At 43.3% G+C, this 24,732-nt stretch carries 22 protein-coding genes, 1 tRNA gene, 2 pseudogenes and 1 riboswitch; of the genes and pseudogenes, 10 read left to right on the top strand and 15 right to left on the bottom strand.

The window, feature by feature from the left end; translation table 11 throughout:
• Positions 1–265: 265 nt before the first annotated feature.
• From HXY43_RS12135 to HXY43_RS12105, 7 genes and pseudogenes are all read right to left on the bottom strand, one after another.
• Entirely contained in the window at positions 266–529 is a 264-nt protein-coding gene (locus tag HXY43_RS12135; RefSeq protein WP_290883473.1) for a metal ABC transporter permease, read from the bottom strand.
• Positions 530–566: 37 nt separating this feature from the next.
• Complete coding sequence (locus HXY43_RS12130; protein ID WP_290883472.1) at positions 567–1,310, bottom strand: hypothetical protein; 744 nt, start codon at positions 1,308–1,310, stop codon at positions 567–569.
• Between the two features lie 67 nt (positions 1,311–1,377).
• A complete protein-coding gene (locus HXY43_RS12125; protein WP_290883471.1) occupies positions 1,378–1,602 on the bottom strand; it encodes a hypothetical protein in 225 nt (74 codons plus the stop codon).
• A gap of 6 nt (positions 1,603–1,608) precedes the next feature.
• Positions 1,609–1,932, bottom strand: coding sequence for a hypothetical protein (locus HXY43_RS12120; protein WP_290883470.1), 324 nt, complete (start codon positions 1,930–1,932; stop codon positions 1,609–1,611).
• Between the two features lie 155 nt (positions 1,933–2,087).
• Positions 2,088–2,945, bottom strand: a complete 858-nt coding sequence (locus HXY43_RS12115; protein WP_290883469.1) for a metal ABC transporter permease — start codon at positions 2,943–2,945, stop codon at positions 2,088–2,090.
• A pseudogene (locus tag HXY43_RS12110) lies at positions 2,945–3,712 on the bottom strand (metal ABC transporter ATP-binding protein). Before HXY43_RS12110 ends, HXY43_RS12115 begins: the two are co-directional and overlap by 1 nt.
• Positions 3,713–3,746: 34 nt before the next feature.
• Positions 3,747–4,736: a metal ABC transporter substrate-binding protein gene (locus HXY43_RS12105; RefSeq protein ID WP_290883468.1), complete on the bottom strand. Its 990-nt coding sequence runs from the start codon at positions 4,734–4,736 to the stop codon at positions 3,747–3,749.
• Positions 4,737–4,810: 74 nt separating this feature from the next.
• On the opposite strand from HXY43_RS12105, the gene HXY43_RS12100 reads away from it, so the two are divergent.
• Complete coding sequence (locus tag HXY43_RS12100; protein ID WP_290883467.1) at positions 4,811–5,182, top strand: hypothetical protein; 372 nt, start codon at positions 4,811–4,813, stop codon at positions 5,180–5,182.
• Positions 5,183–5,233: 51 nt separating this feature from the next.
• Positions 5,234–5,485: a hypothetical protein gene (locus HXY43_RS12095; protein ID WP_290883466.1), complete on the top strand. Its 252-nt coding sequence runs from the start codon at positions 5,234–5,236 to the stop codon at positions 5,483–5,485.
• 260 nt (positions 5,486–5,745) lie between these two features.
• Here the strand turns inward: HXY43_RS12095 and HXY43_RS12090 are convergent, their stop codons facing one another.
• Positions 5,746–7,878, bottom strand: coding sequence for a PAS domain S-box protein (locus tag HXY43_RS12090; protein ID WP_290883465.1), 2,133 nt, complete (start codon positions 7,876–7,878; stop codon positions 5,746–5,748).
• Positions 7,879–8,193: 315 nt separating this feature from the next.
• On the opposite strand from HXY43_RS12090, the gene dacB reads away from it, so the two are divergent.
• A complete protein-coding gene (gene dacB / locus HXY43_RS12085) occupies positions 8,194–9,666 on the top strand; it encodes a D-alanyl-D-alanine carboxypeptidase/D-alanyl-D-alanine-endopeptidase (protein WP_290883464.1) in 1,473 nt (490 codons plus the stop codon).
• Positions 9,667–9,887: 221 nt separating this feature from the next.
• Here the strand turns inward: dacB and HXY43_RS12080 are convergent.
• The 3 genes and pseudogenes from HXY43_RS12080 to HXY43_RS12070 form a co-directional block, all read right to left on the bottom strand.
• A tRNA-Gly gene (locus tag HXY43_RS12080) sits at positions 9,888–9,959 on the bottom strand.
• A gap of 299 nt (positions 9,960–10,258) precedes the next feature.
• A complete protein-coding gene (locus tag HXY43_RS12075; RefSeq protein ID WP_290883463.1) occupies positions 10,259–10,720 on the bottom strand; it encodes an FAD-dependent monooxygenase in 462 nt (153 codons plus the stop codon).
• Between the two features lie 19 nt (positions 10,721–10,739).
• A pseudogene (locus HXY43_RS12070) lies at positions 10,740–10,872 on the bottom strand (ISAs1 family transposase); the annotation flags it as partial.
• A 352-nt stretch (positions 10,873–11,224) separates the two neighbouring features.
• Between HXY43_RS12070 and HXY43_RS12065 the strand changes: the two are divergent.
• Both HXY43_RS12065 and HXY43_RS12060 read left to right on the top strand, forming a co-directional pair.
• Positions 11,225–12,127 (top strand): Npun_R2479 family HD domain-containing metalloprotein, encoded by a 903-nt coding sequence (locus HXY43_RS12065; protein ID WP_290883462.1) that lies wholly within the window; start codon positions 11,225–11,227, stop codon positions 12,125–12,127.
• 107 nt (positions 12,128–12,234) lie between these two features.
• The gene (locus HXY43_RS12060; protein ID WP_026731308.1) at positions 12,235–13,350 is read left to right on the top strand and encodes an ABC transporter permease; all 1,116 of its coding nucleotides are present in this window, start codon (positions 12,235–12,237) and stop codon (positions 13,348–13,350) included.
• Positions 13,351–13,409: 59 nt separating this feature from the next.
• On the opposite strand, the gene hpnH is transcribed toward HXY43_RS12060, so the two are convergent.
• Positions 13,410–14,423 carry an adenosyl-hopene transferase HpnH gene (hpnH, locus tag HXY43_RS12055; RefSeq protein ID WP_290883461.1) on the bottom strand — a complete coding sequence of 338 codons (1,014 nt, stop codon included), beginning with the start codon at positions 14,421–14,423 and terminating at the stop codon, positions 13,410–13,412.
• A gap of 152 nt (positions 14,424–14,575) precedes the next feature.
• Here hpnH and hemB point away from each other — a divergent pair, with 152 nt between their 5' ends.
• Together hemB and HXY43_RS12045 are read left to right on the top strand one after the other, a co-directional pair.
• On the top strand, positions 14,576–15,589 hold the full coding sequence (gene hemB, locus HXY43_RS12050) for a porphobilinogen synthase (protein WP_290883460.1): 1,014 nt from the start codon (positions 14,576–14,578) through the stop codon (positions 15,587–15,589).
• Positions 15,590–15,709: 120 nt separating this feature from the next.
• A riboswitch (cobalamin riboswitch) is annotated at positions 15,710–15,849 on the top strand.
• A gap of 21 nt (positions 15,850–15,870) precedes the next feature.
• Positions 15,871–16,311: a DUF1636 domain-containing protein gene (locus tag HXY43_RS12045; protein ID WP_290883474.1), complete on the top strand. Its 441-nt coding sequence runs from the start codon at positions 15,871–15,873 to the stop codon at positions 16,309–16,311.
• 50 nt (positions 16,312–16,361) lie between these two features.
• On the opposite strand, the gene HXY43_RS12040 is transcribed toward HXY43_RS12045, so the two are convergent.
• A complete protein-coding gene (locus tag HXY43_RS12040) occupies positions 16,362–18,875 on the bottom strand; it encodes a DUF4347 domain-containing protein (RefSeq protein ID WP_290883459.1) in 2,514 nt (837 codons plus the stop codon).
• Between the two features lie 652 nt (positions 18,876–19,527).
• On the opposite strand from HXY43_RS12040, the gene HXY43_RS12035 reads away from it, so the two are divergent.
• Positions 19,528–19,785, top strand: a complete 258-nt coding sequence (locus tag HXY43_RS12035; RefSeq protein ID WP_026731304.1) for a hypothetical protein — start codon at positions 19,528–19,530, stop codon at positions 19,783–19,785.
• A gap of 17 nt (positions 19,786–19,802) precedes the next feature.
• Entirely contained in the window at positions 19,803–20,849 is a 1,047-nt protein-coding gene (locus HXY43_RS12030) for a GTP-binding protein (RefSeq protein WP_290883458.1), read from the top strand.
• A gap of 188 nt (positions 20,850–21,037) precedes the next feature.
• Here the strand turns inward: HXY43_RS12030 and HXY43_RS12025 are convergent, their stop codons facing one another.
• Both HXY43_RS12025 and HXY43_RS12020 read right to left on the bottom strand, forming a co-directional pair.
• On the bottom strand, positions 21,038–21,385 hold the full coding sequence (locus HXY43_RS12025; RefSeq protein WP_290883457.1) for a hypothetical protein: 348 nt from the start codon (positions 21,383–21,385) through the stop codon (positions 21,038–21,040).
• Between the two features lie 726 nt (positions 21,386–22,111).
• On the bottom strand, positions 22,112–22,903 hold the full coding sequence (locus HXY43_RS12020; protein ID WP_290883456.1) for a hypothetical protein: 792 nt from the start codon (positions 22,901–22,903) through the stop codon (positions 22,112–22,114).
• Positions 22,904–23,117: 214 nt separating this feature from the next.
• Between HXY43_RS12020 and HXY43_RS12015 the strand changes: the two genes are divergently transcribed.
• Complete coding sequence (locus tag HXY43_RS12015) at positions 23,118–24,605, top strand: site-2 protease family protein (RefSeq protein ID WP_290883455.1); 1,488 nt, start codon at positions 23,118–23,120, stop codon at positions 24,603–24,605.
• The last annotated feature ends 127 nt before the right edge of the window (positions 24,606–24,732 follow it).

The raw sequence follows: 24,732 nt of genomic DNA, 5'->3' as shown, positions 1-24,732 counted from the left end.
ATTATGAAATTTTACCTGAAACAACAGAGGCTTTTATTTATGTCGCTATGATTCGTTTAATGCTCAAGCAACTTGCGTGATTAAAATCACCTATCAAGAACTTTTCAGACATCCTCTAATTCGATCCAAACGATCGATCGCATTTCCAACTTTATTTTCTGTAAAGTTCGATCTACTTTTCGACAGAAACGCTAATGCAGCTATATCCAGTTCATCGCTGAAATGAGTCGTCGTTACGGCAACCAAGCCAGCGACCTTACCTTGCTCAGCGATCCCCTGGTATTTCCTGTCCGGTTGGTACAGAGTCAAACCTATTGCAAACCTCGCCTTGCTTTAGTCGGAGATGCTGCGCATTGCTGTCATCCCGTTGGGCAAAAATCATTACCATCACAAATAACAAAGTTTGCAGTACGACAATACATCCACCGGTTGAGCCATCAATGTGGTAACAAATATAGGTGCCCATGACGCTAGAAAACACGCCAGAAGCGATCGCAATTAGCATCATGTGGTCAAAGCGATCGCCCATTCCTCGAACGATCGCTTCACAAGATACAGCTAGAAATTTAGCGAATAACCGTTACAGTTGGTCTCAATGCGATCGGGGAATGCTCATTGCTCGCTAATAGTTGAGGAAAGTGATGAGCATTCGGTGAATGCATTGCTTGAATCCCTAGATCGGCTCGATTCATAATATCTGCGTAGGTCGGAATCACTCGTCCTGCACTATCTAAAATCGAGTGATTAAAATTGAATCCATTCAAGTTAAATGCCATTGTGCCAATGCCCAAAGCTGTAAACCAAATGCATATTGTGGGAAACGCTGCCAGCCAGAAGTGAATCCTGCGTTTACTGCGAAATGCTAGACTGGGAATAGTTAATCGTCCCCAGAAGCCAGCATGTCCGGCAAACAGGTTGTAGGTTTCGGCTTCTTGACCAAATCGGTATCCTGCATTTGCCGATTCAATTTCAGTAGTTTCCCGAATCAAGCTTGATGTGACCAGTGAACCATGCAGTGCACTGAATAGAGAGCCACCAAACACCCCTGCAACGCCTAGCATATGAAATGGATGCATCAGAATATTGTGGTCGGCTTGGAAGGTCAACATAAAGTGAAATGTACCAGCAATGCCGAGGGGTAAGCCTTCTGAGAAGCTACCTTGCCCGATCGGATAAATCAGTAAAACGGCTGTCGCAGCGGACGCGGGAGCCGAGAACGCAACTGGAATCCAAGGACGCATTCCCAATCGGTAGCTCAGTTTCTTTTCATAATCTCTGATTACAGGGAGTCGGCCAGCGATTGCGGTCATGAAAAAGCCCGCTCCTGTAAGGGAAGCGGGCGTTGGGAGGTGATTTTCAATTGCTTGACCGAATGTTTTATCGGGGTTTAGAAATTTCGGGGTTTGAACTCAATAGGATAATCCCGATCGCAATTAGCCCAACACCGACCGCATAGTGCAGCAGCGCAGTGGCGCGATCGCCAATTAAGGGACGAAAGAATTTGCGACTCGCGTTGTTCCAGTAAGCCGGGGGTTTATGGTAGGTAAGAAAGATTGTGATTAGACCTGAGAAAATACAGGCGAGAGCGCTGGCAGAATGCATAGGAGATCAATCCGTTTCCTCTCGTTGAACCACAAGTTGCCGAGCAAACTTGAATAAATTGCGACCCTGCGTCGTCAATGAGCGCAACCGAAGCGTCTGCTTCCAGTAATGCACGAGCATTGCCCCGCCTTTTACCAGCATCCAAAGTAACCCAATCCCATTCAAAAGCACGTAAACCGGCTCCAGCATTTGTCCAAAGTATTCACCTTCATGGATGCTCATTAACAGATGGACTTGATCGCGAGATAACCCAAACCAACTCTTGGCAAGGCGATATACAACGCCCGTGAAGACCGTGACTAGCAATGGTAGCACTGCGATCGGTGCCATAATTCGATGCGGCGTTGCTGAATTTGGTCATGAATTATGTTTGTACACATTTTCGTAGAGACGTAGCAATGCTACGTCTCTACACACCCGTGAATTGTAAATTCATATTTTGATTCAGCAACCCCTTCGATGCAGTCTTCTGAAGTGCTGAATGATCATGATGACTGAGGCAATTGTTTTCTGGATCGGACAAGCAAACCATGCTTGGGTGCAAAGATCATCGCGATCGCAAATAGCAATGTTTGCAGCACCACAATACAACCGCCCGTTGAGCCATCAATGTGGTAGCTAATATAAGTGCCCATGACGCTGGAAAATACGCCAGAAGCCATCGCAATTAGCATCATGTGGTCAAAGCGATCGCTCAACAAATACCCCGTTGCCCCCGGAGTAACCAACATCGCAACCACGAGAATGATACCAACTGTTTGTAATCCAGCGACCGCAGTCAGCGATAGCAAAGACAGCAGAACATAGTAGAGAAAAACAATATTGATTCCTATGGAGCGGGCATGAGTCGAATCAAAGCAAAACAGAATTAAATCTTTTTTTAAAATCGTTAATGCGACTAACGTAATCGCGCTAATCACAACAGTCTGAAGAATATCGCTATCAGAAATTCCCAAGACATTCCCAAATAAGATATGCATCAAATCAATCGAACTTCTAATCTTAGAAACTAACACCAACCCTAACGCAAAAAATCCAGTAAACACTAAACCAATCACTGTATCTTCTTTGATACGTGTTTTTGCTTTGATAAATCCGATCGCAATCACAGAACCAACCCCAAACACAAATGCACCCACCGCGAAGGGGATATTCAGCACATAGGCGATTACCACTCCCGGCATCACAGCATGAGAAACCGCATCGCCCATCAATGCCCAACCTTTCAAGGTCATGTAGCAAGATAGCGCCGAACAAACCACTCCCACCAATGCACTGACTAAAATTGCTTTGACCATAAATTCATGCTGCAAGGGTGCAGCAAACCACTGAATCAAATCCATTACGGCTCCTCCTGCTCTTGATTTAAACTTGTCTGTGCAAACCGACTTTTGGCAAATGAGAAATCGCCAACCGAACCGTCAAAGGTGCGGGAAAGATTTTCTTCCGTAAATACCTCGGAGGTATCGCCGTATGCCAGAATGCTGCGATTGATCAACACCACCTGATCGCAAAATGTGGCGACAGAGGCAAGATCATGGGTTGAGATGAGAATGGTATGCCCCGCTTGTCGCAGGGCGATCAACAGGTCAATCATCATTTTCTCGGTTTTGATATCGACTCCAGCAAAGGGTTCGTCTAACAGCAACACTGTTCCCTGTTGTGCCAATGCCCGGGCAAAGAAGGTGCGTTTCTTTTGCCCCCCTGATAGTTCGCCAATTTGGCGATCGCGCAATTGCCACATTTCTACCCGCTCTAATCCCTATCTCACCGCTTGTTTATCGGGCGATCGCGGAATTCGCAACAAGTTCATGTAGCCATAGCGCCCCATCATCACCACATCATGGACGCTCACCGGAAAGTTCCAGTCCACTTCCTCCGACTGGGGCACATACGCCACCAGATTGTTTTTTTGGACTCGGCGAATCGGTAATCCATTAATTAAAATGCGTCCGCTAACGGGTTTGACAAATCCCATGATCGCTTTGAACAGGGTCGATTTTCCTGCCCCATTCATGCCCACCAATCCGCAAATCTTTCCCGCATTCAGTTGCAGTGATGCACTGTGCAATGCCACTTTGCCGTGATAGGCAACCGTGACATTTTCCATGTCAATGCTGATTGTGTTCATCATCTCATCTCCTCTATTTGCTCTGTAAACCTTCAATTAAAGTATTGACGTTATATTCCAAAAGTTTCAGATAGGTCGGCGTGGGACCATCGGCGGGAGAGAGGGAATCGACATAAAGCACACCGCCATACTTTGCTCCAGCTTCCTTTGCCACCTGAAGCTGCGCCTCATTGCTGACTGTACTCTCACAAAACACAGTTGGAATTCTGTTTTCCTTCACCGTGTTAATCACTTTTTCTATTTGTTTTGGGGTGGCTTGCTGTTCGGCATTAACGGGCCAGATGTAAACTTCCTTCAAGCTATAGTCACGGGCAATGTAGGAGAACGCGCCTTCACAACTTACCAGGTAGCGCTTGTCGGGAGGAATAGCGGCGATCGCTTGTTTCAGTTTGTCATCGATTGCCCGAATCTGTTCACTGTACGTCTTGGCATTTTCAGCATAAGTTGCGGCATTAGCCGGATCAAGGTTCGAGAGCGCCTTGCGGATATTCTCAACGTAAATCAAAGCGTTTTTAGGCGACATCCAGGCATGGGGATTGGGCTTCCCCTGGTAAGCATCCTCTGCAATATTAACGGGTTCAAATCCTTGACTCAAAGTCACATGAGGAACTTTTGGCAGGCTATTGTAGAAGCGATCGGCCCAGCGTTCTAAGTTCAACCCATTGTCTAAAATCAAATCAGCATCTTTTCCCCGCACTAAGTCGCTTGGCGTGGGTTCGTAGCCGTGAATTTCAGCCCCTAGCTTGGTAATCGATTCGACGATTGCTCGATCGCCCGCCACATTCTGCGCCATATCTGCCAGAACGGTAAACGTGGTGAGAACCACTTTTTTGTCTTTTCGAGCAGGGGTAGTAGCAGTGAAGCGTCTAGCCCCATCACTCTGCTGAGTTGGAGTTGTGGGATTACACCCACCGAGCCAAACACCTACCAGTAGACCCATCAGCCCAATTGAGTAAGACTTGACGACTCGAAAACGTTCACTACAAAAAGGTTTGTGACTCATGGATGCTTTTCATAATCTTTTCACTTTCTAGAAAGATACCATAAAATGAGGGGATTATGAAAGGATTATGAGAAGTGAAGATTAGAGATCGTGCCAGCCGTATAACAGAAGAAATCAGGTTCGAGTTTTTGCAAGGAACTCAAGTTTTAGATTTCTACTTTGAACCAACACCTGAACCTGAAATGAATGTAGAGAAAATGACCAATTCTGGCGTTAGAGAGTTTGAACGTAAATGTCGGATTGGACACATTGAGAAAGGGCAGAAATTAGGAGTTCGATTTGTTGTAACAAGTGATTCAGATATCCAACTGAAATTACATCCATACAATGAACATGGTGATGTTGAATTCGTTTCTAGATCTGCAACAAAAACATTAAGTGAAAGAGAGCAAGTCGCGCGATTTTTAAGTTTATTAATTATGTATCTTGTTATCCCTCCGAAGTGAGATCTTGTTAAAGTTATAATCTTAATTAAGCCTAAGTCTTAAGGAGGGAACATGCTAGTAAGTGTTGAAGGGGTTTACCGCAATGGTCGTATAGAACTCATAGAAAGTCCCAATAACGTACCTGAAGGGACTTGTGTAATTGTTACCTTTGTTAGATCGAATGATATTGACTTGGCATCTCAAGGAATTGATAGAGAGCAGGCTAAGACTCTACGTGCAAGTCTAGCTACCTTTTCAGACGATTGGAACAGCCCTGAAATGAGTGTTTATGACAACTATGATGCAGCCAAAGCGATCGCTTGACACCAGTCAAAACTGTTGGTAAATGTTTAGAACGCTTTGCACGAACTGCATCTATTTTTAAATCTAAATAAGGACAATTGTTGGGAATTAGTGAGAAAATTATTGAGATTAATTCCCAGTAAATAGAAGTATTATCAACGTGGTCAGAGGGCTATGAGGCTTATTATGTCTGCATCGTAGCTCTTGTTGTCGCCCCGTCAGGCTTTACTGAATACTACTCTCTTGACTTGGAAAAGTGATATTGATTCCTCAGAGATCCCTTAACCCTGGATGGGTAACGTAAACCAAAAAGTTGCCCCTGCGTTTGGGGCGCTATTCACACCAATTTCGCCGCCGTGGGCGTTGATAATTCGCTTACACAGATACAACCCCAATCCCAAACTTACGGAGTTGCGGACGTTACTACCCCGGAAATAAAGATCAAATAGCCTTTCGCACTGTTGCTGACTCAAGCCCACACCGTTATCTGCGACAGTGCAATAAATTTTATCCCCCTGGGCGATCGCATTTATGGTAATACTTAACCCTGGGAGATTGTGCTTGATGGCATTAACAATCAAGTTAGAAAATACTCGCCATAGTTGCGTTGGATCGCCATTCACCAACGGTAAATCAGCCGGAACTAAATTTGTCAGAGTGACTTGATTTTCCGCTAGCATCGGTTTTAAATCAGCGATCGCATCTTCTACGATTTGATGCAGTTTTACTGGTTGGCGTTCCAAGAAAATGCCTTGCACTTCGCTGACATGAGCTTCCATCAATGAGTTAATTAAATTCAGTTGCCGTTCGCTGCTTTGCTCCATCCGTTCTAAAATCGAGCGGGGAATGGTAATTTGATCGTCTGGGCGTGCAAGTAGATTTTTTAGCACCATCAAAGTACCCAACACCGGGTTGCGTAAATCATGGGAAACTGCATGGAAAAATACTCGTAGTGCTTCTTCTGTGCGCTTGCGATCGCTAATATCTAGAATTACTCCCACCAACCCACCAAGCGAACCATCTGCTTTTGAAAAAGTTGCCTTATAAAAAATTACATCATGCTTCTTGCCATCTTTGTAGACTACCGAATCTTCATAACTCTGAATGCCTTGTTGCTCAAACAGTGCCATATCTGCTTGCTGGTATTGCTCGGCAAGTTGTTTTGGTGATAAATCATACTCATCTTTACCTAGGATTTTTTCTTTACTTAACCCGAAAGCTTCTTCAAAAGCCTTGTTACAGCCAATATATAAGCCTTGGGAATTTTTATAAAAAACTGGTGCAGGAATAGTATCAATGAGAACTTGCAAAAAATCTAACTGTTCTTGTAAAGCCGCTTCAGCTAGTTTGCGCTTAGTGATGTCTTCAATCAATCCTTCGTAGTATAGCAGCTTACCAGTTTCGTCACGCACGGCGTATGCCTTTTCTGAAATCCAGACAATGCTGCCATCTCGGCGATAAATCTGAGACTCGAACTCTGACACACTGCCATATTCTTCAATCAAGCGCACAAATTCCGCACGTCGGTGCGGATCGACATACAGTTGATGTTCTATATCAGTGAAATTTGCTGTTACTTCTTCCGGCGATGAATAGCCATAAATACGTGCTAATGCCGGATTAGCAGTAATGTAACGTCCGTCGGGACTGCTTTGGAAAATACCTTCGACTGCGTTTTCAAAGATATTGCGATATTTAGCTTCTGTCACCCCGAGTTTCTGATAAGCAAACTCAAGTTCCCTGCGGGCATAAAACTCGGAGCGTTGCAGGCGATCGTACAGGTAAACACCGATGTCACATATAACACAGAACCAGAATAAATATAAAATAAAAGTAACGTTATATATTTCCGGATGATCGGGAAGTGGTAGTTTTAGCCCAAATAACGTATTGAGACCAAAATAGTAAATTAGCACACCCAGCTGGGACAGCAAGTGTAGAACCCAGCATACAGGCATAAATGTTGCTTGACTGAGAAATAAAAGTGACCAAGCAAGGGTATTGGGCAGTGCAAAACCTTTGAAAGTAGCAAAAATCTGTGGTATCAGGCTAATTGACCAAGATGATCCCAAAAATAGTATCGCTGGATAGCGACGACCAAACTTAGTTTTACGCAAAGCTAGGCAAATAGATAAACTCAGCAGCATGACAATATCCATGACAAGCGCCTGAGTTCTTAGCACCTCTGGTAGTTTTTGCAACTCCTTGAGAGGAAAGAAATAGTTATAAATGTCACGCAAAGTAAACGTCAAAATGCAGATCAGCGCCAGCCATAACCATAAGCGTAATCTTTGCCACAAAAAGCCATTGCGCCAATCTTTGTATTCACTGGCCATGACGTCCGCTGTTGAGGTGGTATCACCAGAAACAGCTCCGCGTTGCCATTTCCTTAGTAATTTCAACAAGGTCTTCATTAACTTCTGACCAAATCCCATAATGAATAAAGAAGGTGTTTCCTTCTTTTTGCTTCCCCTCAATTTCAATTTTGGATTGTTGATGATACAAGTGGTGTTCTTCCTAAAGGTGGAGAATATATATTTTTATTGCCTGTGGCTAGTTCTTGGTTGTACGCCAACAGTGTGAGCAATTTTCCAGTCTAGCGGCTACCTCTGGCACAGTCATATTCCCCATTCCCCACACATATTTACTGTGCCGTTGTGTTTTGATAAAAACTTTACTGTAACCACTCTGACAATAAAACACTCTTACAGCAAAAACAATTCTTCAGAATGTCTAAAAGAATTTCCATTAGCTTGTTGCTGCTGTTTATTGGCATTCAGGTAGGTATCACTAAGCAAGCAGTAAAAGCGCAAACACCCATACCAACTGCACCAACAGCTACCACAAAAATCATTTGTCCTGCCCAATTGGGAACAGCGGTAGATGCGGTGATCAACCGTCCCGAATTCAGTCGGACACGTTGGGGAATTTTGGTACAAAATCTAGGATCTACTCAAACACTTTACAACCGGGATGCTGAAAAATACTTTACTCCAGCTTCTAACACCAAGCTACTAACTACAGCTGCCGCCTTGCAACAGCTGGGTGCAAATTATCGCATTCGCACTTCTGTGTATAGCAATGGTGATGGTGTGTTGCGTGTAGTGGGTAGGGGAGATCCCAGTTTAACTGATGCCCAACTAATAGCATTAGCGAAGCAGTTGAAACAAAAAGGTATTACCAAAATCAAGCAGTTGATTGTTGATGATAGTTACATTCAAGGAGATATTGTTAACCCTAGCTGGCAATGGGAAGATTTGCTGTCAGGCGATGGCACACCAGTTAACAGTTTGATGGTGAATCAAAATACTTTTAGTTTCATTATCTCACCGCAAACTTTAGGTAAACCTCTAAAACTCATCTGGTTGAATAAGGATGAAAAAAAACAGTGGCAGGTAATTAATCAGTCAGTCACCGTTGCGAAAAATCAACCAGCTGCGATCAAAGTTACTCGTGATTTAAAAGGAGCAATACTACGAATTCAAGGCGAGTTGCCTGAGACTTCTCAACCGCAATTTATTACTATACCCGTAGTTGCACCTGCGGAATATTTTTTGCAGCGTTTGCGCAGTGCTTTGGCAACAGAGAAAATAACCGTTAAAAAAACATCAGTTGCAGCTAGTGGTAGCAAAAATGAAACGGAATTAACTGCTGTGCTGTCTCCTTCACTCTCGGAATTGGTAATGGAGGCAAATCAGAATAGTAATAACTTCTATACTGAAGCATTACTGAGAGCATTAGCGATTAAAAAACCAGCAACCAAAAATCAGAGTACGGCTGATGCTGGGTTAGAAGTTTTGCAGACAACTCTAACTCAGTTAGGAGTCGATTCCAAAAGTTACCTTTTGTTTGATGGTTCGGGGTTATCTCGCAAGAACTTAATTAGTCCAGAAGCATTGGTGGAAACTTTGCAGGCAATGGCGAAATCACCCCAAGCATCAGTTTTTCGTGCTTCCCTACCTGTAGCAGGTGTCAGTGGCAGTTTAAAAAGTCGCTTTCAGGATACGCCCGCTGCGGGAATCGTGCAAGCGAAAACAGGGACTCTGCGTGGTGTTGTGACTCTCTCAGGATATGTAAATACGCCTAGTTACAGTCCGGTGGTTTTCAGTATTATGGTAAATCAAACCGAACAACCTGCTAGTGTTGTACGGCAAGCAATTGATGAAATTGTGGTGATATTAGCACAGTTGCAGCGTTGTTAATTCTATCTTTGTGTCTTGGTGTCTTAGTGGTTTAAGATTTTTTACCACCCTACTCTGCGAGAAGCCCTCCGGGTACTCTAACCTTGAGCCGCCCACAAGGGGCGTCTACGTCAATCGCTCATGGGGGACACTCACCGCTGCGCGTCTACGTGACGGGAACCGCCTTCTGGGGGGCTGGTTTCACCAAGGCACAAAGACACCAAGTATTTTCATAGCAAGAAAGCGGGTGATGGGACTCGAACCCACGACGTTCACCTTGGGAAGGTGACATTCTACCACTGAATTACACCCGCAAATAGCTGTTAGCTTAAATAAAGCTAGCAACTATTATACCACTATTTTCTGACTGACATTTGGGGTAGGTACTTGTAGATTTTTGATGCTGTTGATATCGGTTCGCGCTTTCGGGTCGATTTGGACTCTGATGGGAATTTGGCGATCGCAGCTCTCAAACCACTACCTAATAATAATGTAATGGCGCTAGCCAAAGGAGATAGTTTTAGTGCTATTTGCCTATTTTTATGTAATTAGTCTTACATTTAATAGCAGTGGGGTTGTTAGCGATCGCTTTTTTGGATGTCATTTGATCAAATCACGTTGCTCTCGTCGGCGACTGAATGCCAGCATTTGCCCAAGCTAATGACCGGGCCAACTTCTGACGAATGAATGGCAAAAGTTGTAGCATGATAAAGATACACGTGCGGCCCAGGAAGCCCCATATTGAGGGAGACCACATCTGCCAGGCCATAAAGTTGGCCCGATTAATCACACTCTGGTTGATTTGTCGGCGAATCCGCTCATAATTTAAGTAGGCATCGTCCAAGGATGACTGGCCCTGGAAAGCACGTGACAGTTCTTCAGCCAAAGTTTCAGCATCTTGCAGAGCCATATTCATCCCCAAACCTGCTGCTGGATGAGTTACGTGAGCAGCATCGCCTAGAAGTACGACTCCTTGATTGGCGTAACGTTCCACATGCATCTTCTGTAACCGATAGACGCGATCGCCGTGTCGTTCTAATTCCATATCAGCTAAGGCAGGGAGACGACCGGCCAACTGCTGACGCAGTTCGGTCTCAATATTCATTATCCCATCCAGCTTTATTACGTTTACGTTTTACTCCAGTTTTGAGAGTTTTTTCTTGATTTATATAGATTTAACGCAATCTGTCTTAGGATGGCAAAGTTCTGAAGTGCATTATCCTTTTTTTATACAAAAATATAGGTTTCTCCTCGCAGAAAGCATAGCCTATTCTGTGATAGAGCTATAAAAATTGGTCATATGTTGTAAAAAGAGCTTGCCAGCACCCAAGCCTTTGCTGTGATAATAACTACAAGGAGAAATGTGTATAGCGCTTAACTCCATCTAACGCCAAGGTAATTGGCAATTTTGATATAAACGCATAAACAATTAAACCTCTTACAAAAGAACCTTTTGCTAAGAGGTGGGAAAAAGTTAAAGGTTAAGGGTAAAGGAATTGAGAAGCCTTTGCCCTTTACCTCTTTTCCCTTTCCTCCACTTCTTTTAAGAAGTCTATTGTTGTCCGACTGAGTAACTAGTATGTTCAATGCCACAGAAATATTAATAGATGCTTTTGTAAAGCAAATTCGAGAAGGCTACCGCCGTACCTACGGCTGCTTAAAAACTGATTATCAAGACATAATTGCTTGGGCAGGCAATATGGCTTTAGAAAACATTGCCAATAGTGATGCCCTGTATCACAATGTCGAACACTCGATTCTCGTCACTCTAGTAGGACAGGAGATTTTACGTGGCAAACACATTCGGGAAGGAGGTGTTTCTAGTGAAGATTGGTTGCATTTTATAATTTCTTTGCTTTGTCATGATATCGGCTATGTCAAAGGAGTGTGCCGACAAGACCGCGAGCAAGAAGGATTATATGCTACAGGTAAAGATAACATCATGATTTCTCTTGCTCCTGGGGCTTCTGATGCCAGCCTGACACCATATCATGTCGATAGGGCGAAACTCTTCATCGATGAGCGTTTTGGTGGTCATAAACTCATAGATTCTGAAGTTATCAAGAGCAATATTGAATTGACTCGCTTTCCAGTGCCGACTGCTGACGATCATCAATGTACTGATAGCTTTGCAGGCTTAGTGCGTGCTGCTGATTTAATTGGACAATTAAGCGACCCCCGCTACTTAAAGAAAATTACTTCTTTGTTCTACGAGTTTGAAGAAACTGGGATGAATAAAGTTTTGGGTTATCAAACACCCGCTGATTTACGCAATAACTACGCCAAATTCTACTGGAATGGGGTTTATCCTTATATTCAAGATGCACTGCGTTACCTGTCTTTGACACAGCAGGGAAAACAAATTGTCGCCAATCTCCACTCCAATGTCTTTGTTGTAGAACATGAAGTTACTCAAGAAGAAAAGTTATATTTTGTTGATATGGTCAAAAGTCCAGAGTCAAAAGTCCATAGTCAAAAGTAGTAATTGTTGGTTGTTAGTTGTTGGTTGTTGGTTGTTGACCTTTGACCCTTGACCTTTGACCATTGACCCTTGACCCTTGACTGTTGACCATTGACTATTGACTAACTATGAACTGGTGGCAAAGACTCAAAAAAAATCCTTTAGCGCGATTTGGGGCAATTTTGCTCATAGTTTTCTATGTGACAGTAATTGCCGCTGATTTCGTCGCCCCTTATGACCCTTATGCCTCCCAACCGAATGGTTCCCTGCTACCACCGACTAGAATTCACTGGTTTTCGAGTTCGGGGCAGTTTATTGGACCTCATGTTTATCCAACAATTCAAGGAGACACAAATTTAGAAACAGGCGATCGCAAACTCATTGTAGACAAAAGTAAACCCTCACCTCTACGGTTATTCGTTCAAGGTTCCGAATATCGCCTTTTCCAGTTGAATTTGCCTTTACCACCCAAGTGGGATGAAGTAACTGTCATCCCCGGAATTCCTTTGAATTGGCATTTATTTGGTACAACTGGCGAAGCTAAAATCAACCTCCTAGGTACTGACGATCAAGGACGCGATCAATTCAGCCGCTTACTACATGGCGGTCGAATCAGTTTGTTTATCGGTATTGTGGGCGTTGCCCTCACCTTTCCTCTCGGGATGCTAATTGGCGGAATTTCTGGTTATTTTGGCGGCTGGGTTGATGGTATCATCATGCGCCTAGCCGAAGTACTGATGACCTTTCCCAGCATATATCTATTAGTAACCTTGGGTGCAGTTTTGCCCCCAGGACTAACCAGTACTGAGCGATTTTTGTTGATTGTGTTGATTACGTCGTTTATCAGTTGGGCTGGCTTAGCACGAGTCATTCGCGGACAGGTACTCTCTATCAAAGAACGCGAATTTGTGCAAGCAGCACGAGCAATGGGTGGCAAGCCACTATATATCATCACTCGCCATGTTTTGCCGCAAACTGCCACATACATAATTATCTCTGCTACCCTTGCGGTTCCCGGTTTTATCGGTGCAGAAGCAGTACTCAGTCTGATTGGGCTGGGAATTCAACAACCAGATCCTTCCTGGGGCAATATGCTGTCTTTAGCAACCAATGCTTCTATATTGGTGCTGCAACCTTGGCTGATCTGGCCACCAGCATTGGTGATTATCCTGACAGTTTTAGCGTTCAATTTACTGGGAGATGGACTGAGAGATGCCCTCGATCCCCGTAGTTTGCAAAGGTAGATTGTTGTTTGTTGTGGGTTGTTTGTTGTTTGTAATCACCAACAACCAACAACCAACTACTAACCAAAAACACTGCCAATTGAACGAGCTATGTTTTGTGGTTGCATAGCATCTGTCGCAGCGGTCGGTTCATAGCCGCAGTGAACCATACAATCTGCACACTTGGGATTGCTACTAGCACGACCGTATTTGCTCCAGTCAGTTTTTTCTAGCAGTTCACTGAAGGTGGCGTAGTGACCTTCATTTAACAAGTAACAAGGTTTTTGCCAACCAAGCACACTGTAACTAGGACTACCCCAAGGTGTGCATTCATAGTCTTTTTCACCAGTCAGAAAATCTAAAAATAATGGATTGTGATTAAAGTTCCATTTTGTTTTACCTGCTTTGAAAGGAGCTAGAATTTCTCGAAACAGGGCGCGTGTTTGTTCTCGCTTGAGAAAATGCTCTTGATCTGGTGCCCACTCATAACTGTAGCCTGGAGAAATCATCATGCCATCAATGTTGAGTGTACTCAGGAAGTCAAAAAATTCCTGCATTTGTTTAGGATCTGCGCCCTCAAAGATAGTCGTGTTGGTAGTGACACGAAAACCTTTGGCTTTAGCAGCGCGTATAGCTTGAACTGCAATGTCAAAAACACCTTTGCGATTAACGCAGTAGTCGTGCCAATCTCGCATTCCATCTAAATGCACGCTAAAAGTTAGATAAGGCGAAGGTTGGAATTTGTCCAAGCTTTTTTCTAACAATAAGCCATTCGTACACAAGTAAATGAACTTCTTGCGCTCAATCAATCCCCGCACAATCTCATCAATTTGGGGATGTAGCAGAGGTTCTCCTCCAGGAATGGAGACTATGGGAGCTCCACACTCTTCTGCTGCTGCAAAGCACTGTTCTGGTGTCAGGTGTTGTTTTAGCACGTCTGTGGGATGCTGAATTTTGCCACAACCAGGACAGGCAAGATTGCAACGGAATAGTGGTTCTAACATCAAGACTAAGGGATAGCGTTTGCGTCCTTTCAAACGCTGGGTAAATATATATTTCCCGACTTCTAATGCTTGTTGTAAATGAATAGCCATTTTTGTATTACTCCTCACCTCACCTGAAAACTAGGATAACGACTTAATGAAACTCATGGTGAACACAGATAGTAATACTTATGATTTTTTTGAATGGGTTGCGATCGCTTTAGCTTATGATAATCATTATCATTATTGTTTAGCTTTTCACTATGACGTCCACAACACCTACAAATCCTTCTCCAGCAACCCATTTATTGCATCGTCCCCGTCGTCTGCGGCGCACAGCAGCACTGCGGCGAATGGTGCGAGAGATTCATCTGGACGTCAACGACTTGATTTATCCACTGTTTGTCATGGAAGGAGAAGGGCAAAGAGTCGAGATTGCTTCTATGTCTGGGTGCTACCGCTATACTCTGGATTTATTGCTCAAAGAGATAAAACAAGCTTTTGATTTGGGGATCAATGCTGTTGCACTCTTTCCTGTTATCCCAGAAGCTAAAAAAGATGATGTCGGTACAGAAAGCTATAACCCAGATGGACTAGTACAGCAAACCGTCAAAGCTATTAAACAAGTAGTTCCAGAAATTGTCGTGATTACCGATGTTGCTCTTGACCCCTTCACCACTCACGGTCACGATGGTTTGGTGGATGAAAAGGGTACTATTCTCAATGACCCGACCGTAGAAGTTTTAGTGAAAATGGCGCTTTCCCAAGCAGCAGCAGGGGCAGATTTTGTTGCACCTTCTGACATGATGGATGGCAGAGTTGGGGCAATTCGCAAAGCTTTAGATGCAGAAGGATACTTTGATGTCGGAATTTTGGCATACTCTGCAAAATATGCATCTGCTTACTATGGCCCATTTCGAGATGCTTTGGATTCTGCCCCGAGATTTGGCGACAAAAAAACTTATCAAATGGATGCCGCTAATGCTAGAGAAGCAGTGAAAGAAGTTGCTTTGGATATTGCCGAGGGTGCAGATATCGTCATGGTAAAACCTGCCTTAGCTTACCTGGACATCATCTGCCAAATTCGCAACACTACGAATGTACCAGTAGCAGCGTACAACGTCAGTGGTGAGTATGCAATGATTAAAGCTGCTGCACAGATGGGCTGGATAGATGAAAAACAGGTAATTTTGGAATTATTAACTAGTATGAAACGGGCTGGTGCTGATTTGATTTTGACCTATTTTGCCAAAGAAGTAGCTTTGATGTTGGCTTAACCAAATCTAATTCAGCTACTATTCTCAACACTCTCATTCTCGTTACCAGGTTGAACCTGGTAACTAGGTTTTGGAGGTTCCGCCTCCTGGGTAACGCAAATAATACGGAGAATATTGGTGTTATGATGAGAAACGTTCGGTTCTGGTGAGGATCAGCCACTGGAGGTAACGGGGAAAGTTCGGTGCAAATCCGACACTGTCCCGCAACTGTGAACTTAATGAAGTGAGTCAGGATGCCCGCCGAAGTTGATTCATCAGTTCTATACATCTGCGAGGTACAGATGACCGCTGCTAAAGATATTTCTACAATTTCTACAACGAATGGGGTAAGTGCGCCCTCTCACACTCTTTTTGTTTGCAAAACTTGTGCTAGCGTTTGGCAAGATGGCAAACGAATTGGTGAAAGCGGTGGTCAAAAGCTACTACAACAGCTTCAGCACCTAGCGCAAGATTGGCATTTAAAAGATAATTTTCCCATCCAGGAAGTTGAATGCATGAGTGCTTGCGATCGCTCTTGTGTTGTTGCTTTTGCTGCTTCTGGGAAATTAACCTATCTGTTTGGGGATTTACCTGTGGATGGCAGTGCCGCAGCCATTCTGCAATGTGCTAGTCAATACTATACCAAGCCAGATGGTTTACTGCCTTGGTCAGAACGTCCCGAACCCCTGAAAAAGGGAATTTTGGCAAGGATTCCACCCACACCTCAGTTGGGTAAAAACTAAAAATTTTTAGGGGCGATAGCGCCCCTTTTTTATACCTAATGTGCTAGAAATTATCCTTGGAGGAAGTTGTTAGCACTCAAACGAGATGGATCAAATTTTTCCAACGGATTAAAATTCTCGAACCCACCGGATTTTGCTTTTCCATCCACATCCAAGCGCACAGTAGTATCAGCCCCCACTGGCTGCAATTTCAGGACATCAGAAAATTTTTGTGAGTTGCGATCGCTTGGTTGAGTCAGGATACCGCATGAGTCGATCGCATCTTGGGTTGGTTCAAAATCAGATCTCATACCATCAATCAGCCGATCTTTTCCTAAATCACCGTTGATACGAGTGTTACCTTGACCACCCGTGAGAATATCTATGCGATCGTCACCGTAGAAACGATCGGCACTATTTTCTCTACCGCTATTCAGGGTATCGTTACCATCGTTATCCCTAACAAAGCTAACACCTTTAACTTGAGAAGTTGGTAAACTCGCTGAAGTACTGACAGCAAACTCAAAAGCACCAATATCCGGTTTTGAATCGCGGGTAATGCCACGTTGGTCAGTAGTTATAGTCCCGTTACTAGTACCAGCATTAATCGCCGGACTTCCTGATAGAAGTGGATGCACCAAAACTCCATCAATATTTTGTAAAGAATCTAATTTTGGATCGGCAATGGTGATATTTGCAGTGGCGTTGTTGTCATTCCCCAACATCGTGCCTTTGGGGGGATATTGAATATTGCCGCCATTGTCTGTTAACTCGCGATTCGTTTGTTGTTGAATACCCCAAGCGTTTGTGCCATTATCGGCGGTGTTGTTGTAAAAGATAGTATTTTGCACGCTGACAGGGGCATCGTTAGCAGCAGAAATACCACCCCCAACCCATCCGGCATAATTGTTAGCAATTGTTGTGTTGACGATGCTGGTGGGACTGTACAGTGTCATGCCACCACCCACATTACTATCCCCTTTACCCGATACCCGGTTGCCAGAGAAGGTGCTATTGGTAATTGTAGTTGGCGCATCCATTGTCCACAAACCACCGCCCTGACTAGAAGCCGTGTTATCGACAAAAGAGGTATCGCGAATTGTTAAGCCTTGGTTGAGTCCGTTACTAAGTAGCACAACTGCACCGCCATTTCCGCCGTTACCGCCGTTGGCAAGGGCACTAACTTCGTTGTCTTTGAACACGGAGGACTCGATACTAACGTTATCTTGAGTACCAGTGTAGAGGTAGGCAGCACCGCCTTCCCCTCGTCCTTTGTTGCCTGCAAAGGTACTGTTAACAATGCGAATGCTACCAGAGGCTTCATCGATGGCGCTGGCACGGTCTGTATAAATAGCGCCACCGTACCCCCTCAAGGATGGATTGTCTTTGCCTGCGTCGTAGGAAGCGCTGGTGGTATCGTTGTTGAGAAATTTACTGTTTTCGATGGTGAGTTTGCCATTGAGGCTGTTGATGGCACCGCCGTTAATGCCTTTGTTATTGGTAAACTCGCTGTTGCGGACAGTTAAATCTCGTGGCCCCCAGAAAGCGATCGCTCCTGCTCCCCGTTCATCATTTCCTGCTGTGGCTCGATTATTATCAAACTGACTGTCAGTAACTGTCAGCGTCCCTTCATAGGCACTGAAGATAGCACCACCGCCTTGATCCGCCACGTTATTTTTAAACGTAACGTTCTCAATCGCCAATTTGCCTTGGTGAGTAGTGCTAATTGCTCCACCGCGCTCGTTGGTATATCCATTTACCAAAGAAAGATTTTTTACTGTTAGGCTGGTGGGTTGGACAGATGTAGAGTTGAGTAAGAAAATCCGGCTTTTGTTGTCACCACTGATAGTTAAATTGTTAGCTTCCGCACCATCGATAGTCAGGTTTTTGCCAGCACCAATCTCAATTTGCTTTGTCAGAGTAATCGTTTGATTTGCCAGACTAGAGTCAAATTTTATTGTGTCGCCAGACTGTGCATTAGCGATCGCATCTCTGAGGGAGCCTGAACCACTATCATTTGTGTTAGTAACTGCGATCGTACCCAGAACACCAGCGTAGGTTTCCATTACCTCAAGATGCAAAATTGGTGTGTATTCAATGTTGCCCAGCCTTACTTCTAAATCCCAATTTCCATCTAAAGCATTGTTTCCCGTCAGTGTTCTAGAGGCGGCGATGTTTACCCCAGTTAAAGATTGGAATTTCTTCAGAAAAGCTTTTCCCTCTATTCCTCTAGCGACATTACAACCATAAATGAAAAGGTCAACACCTCTGAAAATCGATAGCGATCGGGACTGTCTAAAATAGCGTTCCAGGTTGTCAGAATTTAACTGAGCATTACCTAAAGACAACTGTCCAGGTGAACCGTGAGAAAAAATGTGTACGGCTTTTACAACTGGTTTTTCAGCCAGTACAGCCATAATTTGTTCAACTCCATCCCGTTGGCAATCGAGCAGATAAATATCAACATCTGGTGTAATACCATTAGCAATGACTTGATAATTCTCAATCGCAGAATCTATGAAAGCAACTACACGCCCTAAGTTGCGAATTTGGGAATGAACAGATGTTTGATAGGTACAATGCATGAAAAATTCCTCTAAAAAACAGTTGGCTTAGTAATGCATCTTTGCTCATCAATCCTGAACAAACTTGCGGTAGACAACTGCAACCCTCTATTTTTTTGATGCGGCCCTGTAAATATTAATGAAAATCGACTTAACCTAGTTAAAAGCGCCGATTTTGAGTCTCTTTTCTAATGCACAAAAAATCTGCAATCCAAAAGGCTTTTAAAGCATCTAGTTTCTGTTGTCAGTATCGACAAAAAGACCTTCCAATTCTGTTAACCTTCCCCCTGCACGCCAGTCACTACAACCGGGGAACCTGATAACGCACAGACTCCCCTTTATTTTCCTTCTGCAAAGTATAATGCGTCAGACGTATGAACGCAACTTGGTATAAGCACTGACCCAAGATTTTCACTCTCTTGCATGCTCCTGACGTAAATTTTATATTTTTGCGCTATTATGATAACGATTATCGTTTTATATATAATATGGTCAGTGATTTAAGTAGGACGGTGTAATTAATTAAAGGTTTGTAGTCAGGACTTTAGTCCTCAAAAAAGGGCTAAAGCCCTTACTACGAAATTATTTCAATGATTTTACGTTACTTAACATAGCTTGATTTATTCCCACCGACTTACTTAATTCAGTCCAAAGACAACTTACTTTAGCCAGGATGAATTTTTCATTTGGTAGACAAACAGCGAAAGCAAATCCAGAAAAAATAAGGCAAGTAAAGGAATGGATTTACCAAGCCTTGCAAATAGACGAAAAAACTTCAGTTTCTCTGAGTCAATTACAGTGTACTGAACCTGGTTGTGCACCAATTGAAACAGTAATTGTGGTGATGACAAATCCAGCTCAACAGTACAAAGTTCATAAGTCAATAGCTGAGATTGAGTACCAAGATATTAATCAACTTGTTCATTCTTAGTAAAAATAGGATGTTCTATGGAAAGTATTACTACATCATTCAAAGAAACAATTCTTGAGCTACCCAAAAAGGGAATGCCTGTGACAATCATCACAGGATTTTTAGGCAGTGGTAAAACTACTCTGCTGAATCAAATTTTGCAAAATAAACAAGATTTAAAGGTTGCCGTACTCGTGAATGAGTTTGGCGATATCAACATCGACAGTCAACTGCTAATTTCTGTCGATCAAGATATGCTAGAACTCAGCAATGGTTGTATTTGCTGTACTATAAACGATGGATTAGTTGATGCGGTTTATCGGATTTTAGAAAGAGAAGACCGGATTGATTATCTAGTTATTGAAACTACGGGTGTTGCTGACCCACTCCCAATTATTTTAACTTTTTTAGGTACAGAGTTGCGAGATTTAACTAACCTTGATTCTATTCTGACTGTAGTAGATGCGGAGGCATTTAGTCCTGAACATTTCCAGAGTGAAGCTGCTTTAAAACAAATAACTTATGGCGATATTACTATTTTGAATAAAACCGATCTTGTGGATAGGGAAAAGCTACAAGAGTTAGAAAATTATATTCATGAAGTCAAAACAGGTGCAAAAATTTTAAACACCACATATTGTCAAGTTCCGTTACCATTAATTTTAGGTGTGGGATTGACTCAAAAAGATAAATATAACCTTGAGCATGAGGAAGATACTCACAAACATGAGCATCATGACCATGCTCACGATCATGACCATAAGCATCATCACCATCATGGGCATCACTCTCACCATTTAGAAAATGATGGATTTGTTTCTGTCTCTTTTCAAAGCGATCGCCCCTTTGATGTCCATAAATTTGAAGAATTTTTAACCGAAAAAATGCCACAGGATGTATTTCGAGCAAAAGGATTTCTGTGGTTTAGTGATAGTGAATCACGGCACATTTTTCAACTTAGCGGCCCTCGTTACAACTTACACGCCGATGACTGGTCTACTCCACCTAAAAACCAGCTAGTTCTGATTGGCATAAATTTGGGAAAGAGCGAAATTCATTCTTTGCTGAATGAGTGTTTGATATGATTAGTAGTTTTTAAGAACATCAAAACAGCGATCGCCCATTAGCTCAATACTGTTACCTGTCTTGAAAATAGGGTAAAGGGGATGGGGGAAGGGATTTTCATTGCCTCGTGGTGGGCGATCGCGAATTAGAGAATGTTTGAAAAGTGATGAAGGTTACGCAAGTCGCTTGAGCAGGAAGATGACAAGAATCATCGCAATTTAAATGAACGTTTACAAGATTGGCTATCTCCCTCATTACGAGCAACCTTTTTACCTTGTTTTTCGGTGATGGATTTACCCAAAGACTTAATCTCGACATGGGCGTATTTCTTTGTGCCAATAGCGTTGTTCAGTCGCCGAATAATTGTCTCAGTCACGCGATAGTCGGGATAGTAAAGCCTGTTATCAATCTGTTGAAAAAGCCGTCCCTGATGGGAGTACAAGCGTGGGTTTGGATTATACCCTTGAGCGCGAACGATATTCGGGCAGCTTATAGCTAAAATAGCAGACACGCTCAAAAGCACCATAAATTGCTCGAAACAGTGTCTGTTCTTCATTGTTTTCCTAGGAGAATTGCTTTCTATTATCTTCTTAAACAAATTCTCCCCACTGCTATTATCGCTCTCAACAGGATTGAGATCTTTGGCACGAATAAAATGTAATACTGCCTTAATTTAATCGAGCGATCGCTTAGGGCTGGACTTTAGACTAGTTCCCGGTACGAAACTCCAGAAACTTTTCCAAGGGTTGCGATCGAGAATAGTTTTCGGTTCATTCCTTTATTTCAAAATCGCAGTTTCAGAAGCTTGTAGGGTATTGAAAAGTAAAGTTTTTTTTCAAAAATAACTCACTGATGATGAGAAGTGATAATTTAATAATTGAAGCTCTAAAAGCTTCCCTGGCAGATATAACAGCCTTGAGTTCAAAGGTTCAATTTAGTTAAGAGGTAAAAAACGCTGTTCAACAATCTGTCTCGTCAACTGGCAGCAGCACCCAAGTCTAACGCTTACATTTCCTCAATGTAGTAGTGAAAAAGGGGGCAATGTAACTGATTATTAATTTATGCTGCGAGTGCATGATTAATTGATTGCACTGCGAGTGTGCAATTTTAATTCAGTACAACCCTGTATAGAATCGCCAAGGAGAGGAAATAATTAGGCTAGTAAAAGCTTGGGTGTTGTTGTTTTTGAATAAAAGAAAGGCAATTGTTTCGGATAGCGCTATTTTCACTGCACTCTGATTGGGGTACAGCAACCCTTTGAAGGTCATTAACTGAATTTAAGTTACTTACGCTTTTTGTTTTTTTTGTTCTTTTTTTTCTGCTTTTGATCGGAACTAGTAGAGAAACCCCGAGGCTTTTGTGATTGAGGTTTAGGGGCAAAGTATTCTATCATTTCTTCAAGGGAAAATTTGCGTTCTGGCACTTCCGTAGCATCTTTTAGCCCAAGCGATACCTGTACTGCATTCCAATCTCCAACAATAAAAGGCACAACTCGTTCTGCTGCAAATGCACGCTCCATAACAGAGGCAGACTCGACAGCTTTCAAATCAATTAATTCACCTATCAAAAAAGCATTCAGCTCAATGTCGTTATCTGCAAATAGTTCCAGTTGTTGCGTCAAAATAGCAATGCATTGGTTGCGCGTATCAGGATGATTTTCAGCAATTTTTGTCAGTGAGGTGGCAGCAGTGGCGCGGTCATAGGAATCGTGGGATGAATCTGCAAGATAGGCTTGGAGTGCAGGAATAGCAGCAGGCCCGATTTTGCCAAAGATGTCGGGTAACTCGCTACTACTCCAATCATCAAGTTCATGAAATAGGGAGATTAGCGGTTCAATTGCTGCTTCAGCACGAAGTTGACCTAGCACACGCCAAGCATGAATAGGTGCCCAAATTTCAAGACCATCTAAATCTGAGGAATTCAACTGTTGGTCGGTTGCCATGCGGATGAGATCGGGAATGTGTTCTGAACTGAAGCCCAGTTCCTCAATATAATTTGGTATCTCTTGAAATTTACGACAGTCACCGTAGGTGAGCAGTTTATTTACCGGAGATGGGTAAGTAGCCATAGCCATATCGAAGTATCTCCATTACTTCTACTGCAACTATTATCCATCTAACTTTCTCCAAACAAACCTTGACCGAAAGCATGATTTGGAAAAAAGGCGATCGCATTCCTCACATTCACCCTAAGATATTGGGCAGAATACAGCCATCGTTATAAATTAATTAATATCTGTGAACACCTGACTAATTCAGGCTTGATTTTACAAAGCGAAGGGTTTGGAAATGTTTACTGCATCAGAAACTCCTCTCATTGCGATAGTTCTTTTGGTCGCCTTCGGAATTTTGGGCTGGGGCTTTTATCGTGCCAGACCTTATGGAAAGCTGGGAATCTTTGCCTGGTTACAGTCAGTAGTGTTGATGGCTCCTTGGCTGCTGTTTTTTGGCTTATTTGCAGCCGGGATTTACATCAATATTGTGGGCATCCTCTTTTTGTTGGTTGTTTCGGCAGGAGTGTATATTTATTTGGGCAGACAATTGCGAGCAGCTGGGCAAGATGTGATTCTTAGACAGCGGGCAACGGAAAAGCTAGCCGAACAAGAAGCCACTTCTACAAAAGAGGGAACACAGCCAGCAGAACCTGCACAGCTTAAACTGGAGACTGTGCCGATTCCTGAACAGGATTTGAATGCTATTAAAAGTATTTTCGGTATTGATACGTTTTTTGCTACAGAAACGATTCCTTACCAGGAAGGAGCCATATTTAAAGGTAATTTGCGGGGAGATGCAGAGGTAGTACACAACCGCCTAACTGCGAACTTGCAGGAAAATCTAGGCGATAAATATCGCCTATATTTAGTGGAAAATACCGATAACAAACCTGTGGTAATTGTCCTTCCCAGCCGCAACGACCCGCGTCCGATGACATTATCCCAAAAAGTGTTTGCGGGTATTCTGCTGGTGGCGACTATAGCTACGAGTCTGGAAGCTGCGGGTATACTGCAAAATTTTGATTTGTTTGCCAATGTCGGGCGGATCGGAGAAACTTTGCCCATCGGTGCTGGGATCTTGGTGATTTTACTGGCTCACGAAATCGGTCACTGGTTACTTGCCCGTCGTCACCAAGTCCGCCTCAGCTGGCCTTACTTTCTCCCAGCAGTACAAATTGGCTCTTTTGGCGCCATTACCCGTTTTGAATCTTTATTGCCCAACCGCAAGGTATTATTTGATATCGCTTTGGCAGGGCCAGCGGCTGGGGGGATTGTATCTTTGTTAATGTTGGTAACTGGGTTACTGCTTTCTCACCAAGGCAGCATGTTTCAGTTACCCAATCAGTTTTTCCAAGGCTCAATATTGGTGGGTAGTTTGGCGCGCGTTGTCCTTGGTTCAGCTTTGCAATCGCCTTTAGTAGACGTGCATCCATTGGTAGTGATTGGTTGGTTGGGGTTAGTAATCACAGCTTTGAACTTGATGCCCGCAGGACAACTCGATGGTGGTCGGATTGTCCAAGCGATTTATGGACGTAAAACCGCCGGGCGGACGACTTTTGCAACCCTGATTTTGCTGGGGTTAGTGGCTCTTGCCAATCCTTTAGCAATGTACTGGGCGATAGTCATTCTGTTTTTGCAACGTGACTTAGAACGCCCCAGCTTGAATGAAATCAGCGAACCAGACGATGCACGCGCTGCTTTGGGACTTCTGGCTTTATTTTTAATGGTTGCCACTCTCCTACCCTTAACTCCTGGTTTAGCTGGACGTTTGGGAATTGGGTAGTGGTTGGTAGTTAGTAGTTAGTGGTTGGTAGTTAGTAGTTAGTGGTTGGTAGTTAGTAGTTAGTGGTTGGTAGTTAGTAGTTAGTGGTTGGTAGTTAGTAGTTAGTGGTTGGTAGTTAGTAGTTAGT

Source organism: Fischerella sp., from assembly GCF_013388695.1.
Classification (GTDB): Bacteria; Cyanobacteriota; Cyanobacteriia; order Cyanobacteriales; family Nostocaceae; genus PCC9605.
The sequence above is the reverse complement of the archived record's forward strand: the minus strand, read 5'-3'. Positions and strand labels throughout refer to the sequence as shown.